Raw genomic sequence first — 8,849 nt, forward strand, 5'->3', positions numbered from 1 at the left:
ATTTTACCCATGGCCAAAAAAAAGCTACCGTTTTTAAATAGAGAGATTAGTTGGTTATATTTTAATGAGCGGGTGCTACAAGAGGCTGCTGATGAAAGTGTGCCACTCATTGAACGGATTAGGTTTTTGGCTATTTTTTCTTCCAACTTAGAAGAATTTTACCGTGTTAGGGTAGCAACCATGTCGAGGTTAAGTAATTTAAACGACAAGGCAAAAGAGGTTTTAGGGGTAAATCCGAAAAAGATACTCAACGAAATCAAGAATATAGTGGTTAAACACGAACGCAAATTCGAATCTCTTTTTCAAGAGATATTGATAAATGAGTTGGGTAAAAATAAAATTTTTATTCTAAACGATACCCAGCTTAATGTTGCAAGGGGAGAGTTCGTTAAAAGCCACTTCATTAATAGAATTCTATCTAATCTTGTTCCAATTCTTATCGATCTGGATAAACCTTTTCCAGAACTAAAAGACAGGTATTTATATTTCTTTGTGCGTTTATCTAAGAAAGGAGCAAAAAAGAATGAAAAGTACGCATTAATTGAGCTTCCAGAAAATTTACCCCGCTTCTTAGTTTTACCTGAAACAAATAACTTAAAGTTTATCATTTTAGCTGAAGACATTATTAAATATTGTTTAGATACGGTATTCTTTATTTTTAATTATGATCAGATAGAGGCCTTCTCTATTCAACTTACAAGAGATGCAGAGTTGGATATTGACAAGAATATTAGCGACAAGTTTATAGAGGAGTTAAAAAGTAGTCTGGATAAGCGCAAAAAGGGAAAACCAATGCGGTTGCTTTATGATACGGAGATGCCATTTGAAATGTTGAGCGTTTTGATCTCTAAGATGAAGATAGAAGCAGAAAGTTTGATGCCGGGTAATCGTTACCACCGTTTTGGTGATTTTATTAATTTTCCGAACGTAGGGGATAGCAATTTAGAATATACGCCGACTTTGCCTTTGAAGGTTAAAGGATTACACCGTACGGAAAGCATAATAAATAAATTAATCGAAAGAGATTATCTAATCAGCTTACCTTACCAATCTTACGATTACATCATTTTATTTCTTCGGGAGGCTGCCATTGATCCAAAGGTTACCGAAATTAACATCACATTATATCGCCTAGCAGAAGACTCGAAGGTAATAAACGCTTTGATTAATGCAGCCAAGAATGGCAAAAAAGTAAATTGTGTGGTGGAGTTAAAGGCGAGATTTGATGAGAAGGCAAATATCTTCTGGACCGATAAATTGGAAGAAGAAGGGGTAAACGTTAATTACGGACTTACTGATTATAAAGTACATTCTAAAATTTGCCTGGTAAAGCGAATGGAGAAGGGAAAGGCTGCGTATTATGCGAATTTAGCAACGGGTAATTACAATGAGAAAACCGCTAAAATTTATTGCGATCATAGCATTTTTACTGCTAGGAAGGAGATTACGGCAGATTTGGTCAAATTATTTAGGGCATTAAATAGTAAAACGGTTTCAAAGGGTTTTAAACACTTGATTGTATCGCCACTCGAAAGCAGGAATAAGCTTTACAACTTGATTAACCGGGAGATTAAAATTGCAAAATCCGGAAAGCCGGCCTACCTGATTTTTAAAGTAAATAGCTTGGCCGATGAAGGCATTGTGGACAGGTTGTATCAAGCGAGCAATGCCGGAGTTAAGATTAAATTAATTGTGAGAGGAATTTGTTGTTTGGTGCCGGGAGAGAAAGGTTTCAGTGAGAATATTACCGTAATCAGTATTATCGATAAATTTTTGGAACACGCCCGGGTATTTATATATGGAAATGATGGCAAAGAGGAAATGTATTTATCGTCTGCCGATTTAATGAGTAGAAACTTCGAGCACCGGGTTGAGGTTGGCTTTCCTGTTTTAGACAAAGACGTAAAGCAGGAAATTAGAGATATTATTGATTTTCAGCTTCAAGATAATGTGAAGGCTCGTGACATCACTAGAATGAACAACAATAAGTACCATAAAAACCGACTAGGCAATAAAATCAGGGCACAAGTACAGACTTATAATTATTTAAAAAATAAACATCAATAATACAAATGTTAAGATACGCTGCCATAGATATAGGATCGAATGCTGTGAGGTTACTCATTGCTGATATTTCCGGAAAGAGCTTTAAAAAAAATACTTTGGTGCGCGTGCCCCTAAGGCTTGGAGACGATGCTTTTATTGATCATCAAATTTCACCAAAAAAGATAGAAGATCTGATTAAAACCATGATAGCGTTTAAGAACTTAATGGACGTATATCATGTTAATGCATATTTAGCCTGTGCAACATCAGCAATGCGAGAAGCAGAGAACGGACAGGAAATAGTGAAAATGATTAAGCATGAAACGGGCATAGATTTAGAGATTATTGAAGGACAAAGAGAGGCGAATATCATTTATTCAAATCACATCGAACAAAATCTTGATGTTAAAAAAAGCTATTTGTACATTGATGTGGGTGGGGGCAGTACAGAGCTTTCTGTATTTGTGAATAAACAGCCATTAGCTTCAAAATCTTTCAATATTGGTACTATTCGCATGTTGGATAACCAGGATAAAGAGGAAACATGGAGCGAGATGCAGGCTTGGATAAAATCTCACACTAAAAATTTAAAGAATTTAGCTGGGATAGGAACAGGGGGTAATATAAATAAGCTGTTTCGGATGTCGGGCGAGAAAGATGATATGCCTTTAACGTATTTAAAGCTTAAAGAACTTTATAATCAATTAAATAGTTATTCGTTGAAGGAGAGAATAACATTAATGAAATTAAACCAAGATAGGGCAGACGTAATTATTCCGGCATGCGAAATATTTTTGACCTTAATGAAATGGGCAGGGATTAAACAAATCTATGTGCCTAAAGTGGGAATGGTTGATGGGATTATTAATTTGCTGATAGAAGAGCATTAAACGACTATAGTACGGAAGGTTAGATTAATGCGTGGAGTTTTAATCAATTTAGTTGGGGGTAATCGATGTTGCCAGTTGCTTTGTGTTTCGTTTTTCATAACAAGTAAACTACCGTGGGCTAAAACCAGGTAAATTGTTTGTTTGGTTTGCTTGTGCTTGAAGCCAAATTTACGCTCTGCACCGAAACTTAGGGACGCTATGGCGCCATTCTTTTTCAAGTCTTTTTCGCCGTCGCTATGCCATGCCATCCCTTCATCTCCATTGTGGTAAAGATTTAGCAAACAAGAATTATAGGTTTCACCTGTTTGCTCCTCGCATATTTTTTTCAACTCAAGCAGTTCTTTGGTCCAGGTTAACGCGTATTTTGTTGTATTGGAATAAGTGTATTCAAAGGGGAGATCTCCGTACCAAGCAACTTTTCTCTTCGTAATAATATGTTTTCCTAAAATGATGGCTTCATCATTTCTCCATTCAATGGTATTTAATAAGCAATCGTAATATACATTGGCCATGACCGTTGTCATCACTTTACCATAGTAATTTACTGTACCACCAAAAGGTAGCAGGTTATTTCCATGATCCAGTGTAGTGCTAAATAAATCCATGGGGATTACAACAATGAAGCTGCCTGTTCATCTACAAACCAAGCTAAGTTGCCATTAATAGGGTTAATCAGCTGCGCTGGATAGGTATTTGGATCTTTTTGATCGCTGGCTAACACTTTTGCGAGCGCAATTGCTTTGTTATCCCCAAAAGTAATAAATGCAATGTTTTTAGCTTTGTTGATGAGGGGTGCAGTTAAACTAATGCGATAAGTATTTAATTTTTCTACCCAAACTGCTGCAACGGTTTCTTCCTTATTTTGAACTAAATCTGTTCCCGGGAAAATTGAAGCAGTGTGTGCATCATCGCCCATGCCTAAAAGTACTAAGTCAAAAACAATAGGTTGGTCTTTAAAATGCTGATCCAATGCATTTTTATAGGCAATGGCCGCTGCTTCAGGTTGTAGTGTAGTATCCATGTAAAAAATATGGCTAGCTGGTGTTTGAAGGTAAGCGAACAGATTTTCTTTTGCCATTAGGCCATTATAATCTTTATGGTTCGGCAAAACAGTTCTTTCATCACCAAAGAAGAAATACACCTTAGTCCAATCTATTTCATTTTTATAAGTTGTGGCTAGTTGCCGATAGAGTTCTTTTGGAGAATTGCCTCCTGTTAGCACGAAATTAAAGCTTCCTTTACTTTCGATAGCCTGATTAGCGATCTCAATTACGTAAGCTATTAACTTTTCGTTGAGTTCAGGTATGGATTTGAATATGTTTAAGTTCATTTTCTAATAAGCGATTAATTCAATTATCCTTCTTCTTTTAATGGTAAGGTAAACCAATGAAAGCCGTCTCTCGCAATTAATGCTTCGGCATCTTCTGGTCCCCAGCTATCTGCCGAATAATTAGGGAAACTTAGAGATTTCTTATTTTCCCAAGCATTTAAAATTGGCATAACCAATTCCCATGCTGCATCGACTTGGTCGCCACGCATAAATAAGGTTTGATCACCATTCATCGCATCCAATAATAAAGTTTCGTAAGCTTCTGGCGTATCGGTATTATAAGTTCCTTTATAATCAAATACCATGTCGACGGGATTCAAAACCATTTTTAAACCTGGTCTTTTAGCTTGAACTTGTAAGCGAATGCTCATTTCGGGTTGGATACTGATGATTAATCTATTTTGTTGCCAAGTTTCTGTTGATCTTGCAGAAAAAATATGATGAGGCACATCTTTAAATTGAATGGTAATGATGGAAGAGGTTTGATTTAACCTTTTACCAGTTCTGAGATAAAAGGGAATGCCCTGCCAGCGCCAATTGTCAATGAAGAATTTTATCGCAGCAAATGTTTCTGTATTAGAATCTTTATCAACTCCTTTTTCACTTCGATAACCTGGTACTTCCTTACCTTCAACCCAACCTTTTGTGTACTGCCCGCGAACAGCATGTGTGCTAATGTCTTCTGGTTTAATTGGTCGCATTGCCTGCAAAACTTCTACCTTCCTATTGCGAATTTCATCTGCGTCAAAACTAATGGGTGCTTCCATTCCCACTAAACATAGCAATTGCAATAAATGGTTTTGTATCATGTCACGCAGCGCACCCGCACCTTCATAATATCCACCTCTATCACCCACACCTAGCTGTTCAGTAACCGAAATCTGTATGTGCTCAATATAGGTTCTATTCCACAAGGGCTCAAATAGGGAGTTAGCAAACCGAAAGGCCATCATGTTTTGAACAGTTTCTTTTCCTAGGTAATGGTCTATCCTATAGATCTGTTTCTCCGTGAAAATTTTGCTTAAAAGTAAATTTAGCTCTTTAGAACTTTCTAAATCATGTCCGAAAGGTTTTTCAATAACGATGCGGCAATTATCTTCATCTTCAGTTAATTTGTATTTGCATAAGCATTCGGCAATTAATGGGAAGAAATTTGGTGCTACCGCTAGATAATAAATAACTTGTGTTTCTTTTCCGTATTCCTTTTGTAAACCTTCTACAGTTGCTTTTAAACTCTCGAAGGTTTTGGGCGTAGTGATATCAGTGGCACAGTAAAGGATATTGGATTCGAATGTATCCCATTTTTCTTTCTTTACTTTTCCGTTTCTAGAGAATTCATTAATGTTTTCTAAGATTACGTCTCTATATTTTTCATTGGTGAAGGTCGTTCTACCTGTTCCGATAATCGAGAATTTTTCGGGCATATAACCTTCTGTATATAGATTATATAAAGCTGGGGCTAATTTGCGTTTATTTAAATCACCGGTACCGCCAAAGATTACAAATATGGTAGGGTGGAGGTTATTTTTCTTTTTCATTTTTTGATTGCTCAATACTAATTCAATTTATTCCAATCTGCATGGAAAATTCCTTCGCTGTCTATTCGTTCAAAAGTGTGCGCTCCAAAGAAATCTCTTTGAGCTTGAGTTAAGTTTGAAGGCATTCTTTTTGTTTTTAACGTATCGAAATAGGTTAATGCTGCAGCATACGCTGGAACTGCAATACCCGAAGTCATGGCTGAGCTGATGATATTTCTGGTTCCTTTTAAGCCGCTGTTAATTTTTTGCTGGATTTCTCCATCTTCATAGAGATGGGTTAAACCTGGGTGCTTTTTATATGCCTGATAAATATCTTCTAAGAATGTTGCTCTAATGATACATCCTCCGCGCCAGATTTTGGCGATTTCAGCTAAGTTTAATTCATACTCATATTGTGCCGACGCTAAGGTAAGCAGGTGCATACCCTGTGCATAGGCAGAGACCATTGCGAAATAAAAAGCTTCTTCCAATTCATCGATTATAGTTTCATTCAATTTAATAGGGGTCGAAGCTTCAAAAGACTGGCTTAAAGCAGTACGTAAAGCCTTAAGTTTGGACAGGTTTCGACTTGAAACTGCAGCATCTATTGTTGGAATTGGAACTTCTAGGTCCATCGCCACTTGGGAAGTCCATTTTCCGGTGCCTTTAGATTTCGCTTCATCTTTAATTTCATCTACTAATAGATTGCCCGTTTTTTCATCAACAAACTGGAATACGTCTTTTGTTATTTCCATTAGAAAAGATTTTAAACGTCCATTGTTCCATTGTTCAAAAACTTGTTGAATTTGGGTATTATTGTATCGTAGTCCGTTCTTAAGAATGTCATAAGTTTCGGCTAATAACTGCATAATTGCGTATTCAATACCATTGTGGGTCATCTTTACAAAGTGACCGGATGCTCCCGGACCGATGTAAGCTACACAAGGCTCGTTATTAACTTTCGCTGATACGGCCTCCAGCATTTCTTTTACCACAGCATAAGCTTTTTTATCGCCACCAGGCATCATGCTTGGTCCGAATCTCGCACCTTCTTCACCACCAGAAATTCCCATTCCAAAAAAATGAATTCCTCTTTCTTTTAAAGCAAGAGATCTTCTGCTTGTATCGGTAAAGTATGAATTTCCGCTATCTATAATAATATCACCTTCGGCTAACAAAGGTTGGAGTTCTTCAATTACACTGTCCACTATCGTTCCCGCTGGGACTAATAATATAATTGTACGGGGAGATTGAAGACTATCTACAAATTGACCAATATCAGCGAACCCTTTGAGTTGATGATCAACGCCCTCTTCTTCAAAAAATTGAAGCATTTTTTCACTTTTATCATAACCGGTTACGCTGAAACCATTATCAGCCATGTTAAGTAATAGGTTACGCCCCATGGTTCCCAACCCAATCATCCCGAATTCGTACTGTACTGTTTGATCGTTATTCATCTAATTGTTTTTATTTTATTAGCAGTTATGGGTCTATTTATTTTTTGGATAGGTGGTGTGTACGTGGTATTTTTCTTTAGCTTGCCATAATTTTGCTCCACCTTTTATACCGTCTTTATTTGAAACAAGCTTAATATTTTTTTCTAGATCGAAATTAATTTCGTTAGAATTTCCTCCTCCAATATAAAGTCTATCATAATTGAAAACCGTCTTGTAAATTTCTATGACATACTGTAAACGTTTATTCCATTGCTTTTTGCCTACTTTATGAAACCCACGATCGCCAATAAAATCATCGTAATCGTCAGTTTTATTAATCGGAAGATGAGAAAGTTCTAAATGTGGTAACAATTGTCCATCAAACAATAAGGCCGTGCCGAAACCCGTGCCTAAGGTGAAAACGATTTCAAAACCTTTTCCGCTTACGATGCCTAATCCTTGTTGATCAGCGTCATTGATTAAACGCACAGGCTTACCAAATAAATTACTTACCTGTTGGGCCAAATCGACATTTACCCATTTGTTTAAGGCAAGGTTGGGTGCAGTTTGAACCACTCCCATTTTTACATAGCCAGGAAAACCTATTGCGATTTTCTCGAAGTTCTTAAAACCTTTAGTAAGGGTTTTAATTGCCTCTAATACAGCTGCGGGAGTAGAATTTTTAGGAGTAGGGGTTTTCTTAAATTCAGTTAATAACTTCCCTTTGGAATTCATTAAACAGGCTTTAATATTTGTGCCGCCAATGTCTATAGATAAAATATCTCCCTTTGGAATTTTTGTTTGTATCGACATGGATACAAAAGTACAACCATTTTTAGGTTACAAGTAATAATTCTGTAATAATTATTAACAAGCAAGATTAACTGAAAATTAAAACCTTAGCTTTTTTATTATTGCAGGTTCCGATAAGTTCTTCTGTTTTGATGTCCTTGAAATATAGCGTACCAGCTTTAAAGCTTTTTTTAACGCGGTAATAGATTAGCAGGCAATCTATCCAATTAGTGGCAATTTTTTTGTCGACCCAGAGACTAAGATCCAAGTAGACTGTTAAGTCATCTATGCGGATTAACCCTTTTTGTTCCAAAGCCTTAACGTTCGTAATAATTTGAGCTGTTTGTTGCGCTAGGTTTATTGAACTGGCTATCTTTTTGTTCGCATAAATCATTGTAAATCTGTCAATGCTGCTCTAATTTCAAACATTAGGGCATTTGGTTGGTTTTATAGATTGAATTAAACTGAGAATATAATGGCTAAAAGTATAAAATCTAAACGATTAAAAAGCAGTGAAGACTTAACAAACAACACCGCCTTGTCTGAAACCTTAAGAGATTTGGATGAATTAGACTTGGGCGATGCAGATGGTAGCAGCGGCAATCTAGGAATGGATAATTTTAAAAAGCGGGGTGACAAAAATAAATTGCCAGCCCAAAAGGGAAGGATAGAAGAGTTATGAGTTTGGAATTAAAGTTGGTAATATGTAACTGAAAAGTTGCAAGGGATCGCAATATAGGCGATTTAAATGAAATATTAAGTACTTGAACATATTGAACGAGTACTTATTCAATTTTCATAAATTGAATAAAACGAACAACAAGATATAGGCCAG

At 36.5% G+C, this 8,849-nt stretch carries 9 protein-coding genes; 3 read left to right on the plus strand and 6 right to left on the minus strand.

What is annotated here, in order from left to right:
* The first annotated feature begins 9 nt into the window (after positions 1-9).
* Both ppk1 and BM207_RS18035 read left to right on the plus strand, forming a co-directional pair.
* Positions 10-2,067, plus strand: a complete 2,058-nt coding sequence (gene ppk1, locus BM207_RS18030; RefSeq protein WP_090997801.1) for a polyphosphate kinase 1 — start codon at positions 10-12, stop codon at positions 2,065-2,067.
* Positions 2,068-2,072: 5 nt separating this feature from the next.
* The gene (locus BM207_RS18035; RefSeq protein WP_090997804.1) at positions 2,073-2,936 is read left to right on the plus strand and encodes a Ppx/GppA phosphatase family protein; all 864 of its coding nucleotides are present in this window, start codon (positions 2,073-2,075) and stop codon (positions 2,934-2,936) included.
* Here BM207_RS18035 and BM207_RS18040 read toward each other — a convergent pair.
* The 6 genes from BM207_RS18040 to BM207_RS18065 form a co-directional block, all read right to left on the minus strand.
* On the minus strand, positions 2,933-3,541 hold the full coding sequence (locus tag BM207_RS18040; RefSeq protein WP_090997807.1) for an alpha-ketoglutarate-dependent dioxygenase AlkB family protein: 609 nt from the start codon (positions 3,539-3,541) through the stop codon (positions 2,933-2,935). The genes BM207_RS18035 and BM207_RS18040 overlap by 4 nt on opposite strands.
* 5 nt (positions 3,542-3,546) lie before the next feature.
* Positions 3,547-4,266 (minus strand): 6-phosphogluconolactonase, encoded by a 720-nt coding sequence (pgl, locus tag BM207_RS18045; protein WP_090997810.1) that lies wholly within the window; start codon positions 4,264-4,266, stop codon positions 3,547-3,549.
* A gap of 23 nt (positions 4,267-4,289) precedes the next feature.
* Positions 4,290-5,804, minus strand: coding sequence for a glucose-6-phosphate dehydrogenase (gene zwf, locus BM207_RS18050; RefSeq protein ID WP_090997813.1), 1,515 nt, complete (start codon positions 5,802-5,804; stop codon positions 4,290-4,292).
* A 17-nt stretch (positions 5,805-5,821) separates the two neighbouring features.
* Positions 5,822-7,243, minus strand: a complete 1,422-nt coding sequence (gene gndA, locus BM207_RS18055; RefSeq protein WP_090997816.1) for an NADP-dependent phosphogluconate dehydrogenase — start codon at positions 7,241-7,243, stop codon at positions 5,822-5,824.
* A 33-nt stretch (positions 7,244-7,276) separates the two neighbouring features.
* Positions 7,277-8,035, minus strand: coding sequence for an ROK family protein (locus tag BM207_RS18060; protein WP_090997819.1), 759 nt, complete (start codon positions 8,033-8,035; stop codon positions 7,277-7,279).
* A 67-nt stretch (positions 8,036-8,102) separates the two neighbouring features.
* On the minus strand, positions 8,103-8,408 hold the full coding sequence (locus tag BM207_RS18065) for a hypothetical protein (protein WP_090997822.1): 306 nt from the start codon (positions 8,406-8,408) through the stop codon (positions 8,103-8,105).
* Between the two features lie 81 nt (positions 8,409-8,489).
* Here BM207_RS18065 and BM207_RS18070 point away from each other — a divergent pair, with 81 nt between their 5' ends.
* Complete coding sequence (locus BM207_RS18070) at positions 8,490-8,696, plus strand: hypothetical protein (RefSeq protein WP_090997825.1); 207 nt, start codon at positions 8,490-8,492, stop codon at positions 8,694-8,696.
* Positions 8,697-8,849 lie beyond the last annotated feature (153 nt).

The organism is Pedobacter insulae (assembly GCF_900113525.1).
Lineage (GTDB): Bacteria > Bacteroidota > Bacteroidia > Sphingobacteriales > Sphingobacteriaceae > Pedobacter > Pedobacter insulae.

Bases quoted from the DNA above. Each gene is read 5' to 3' on its own strand.
- zwf (WP_090997813.1), bottom strand. From the start codon at position 5,804: ATGAAAAAGAAAAATAACCTCCACCCTACCATATTTGTAATCTTTGGC.
- ppk1 (WP_090997801.1), top strand. From the start codon at position 10: ATGGCCAAAAAAAAGCTACCGTTTTTAAATAGAGAGATTAGTTGGTTA.
- BM207_RS18070 (WP_090997825.1), top strand. From the start codon at position 8,490: ATGGCTAAAAGTATAAAATCTAAACGATTAAAAAGCAGTGAAGACTTA.
- BM207_RS18040 (WP_090997807.1), bottom strand. From the start codon at position 3,541: ATGGATTTATTTAGCACTACACTGGATCATGGAAATAACCTGCTACCT.
- BM207_RS18035 (WP_090997804.1), top strand. From the start codon at position 2,073: ATGTTAAGATACGCTGCCATAGATATAGGATCGAATGCTGTGAGGTTA.
- BM207_RS18065 (WP_090997822.1), bottom strand. From the start codon at position 8,408: ATGATTTATGCGAACAAAAAGATAGCCAGTTCAATAAACCTAGCGCAA.
- BM207_RS18060 (WP_090997819.1), bottom strand. From the start codon at position 8,035: ATGTCGATACAAACAAAAATTCCAAAGGGAGATATTTTATCTATAGAC.
- gndA (WP_090997816.1), bottom strand. From the start codon at position 7,243: ATGAATAACGATCAAACAGTACAGTACGAATTCGGGATGATTGGGTTG.
- pgl (WP_090997810.1), bottom strand. From the start codon at position 4,266: ATGAACTTAAACATATTCAAATCCATACCTGAACTCAACGAAAAGTTA.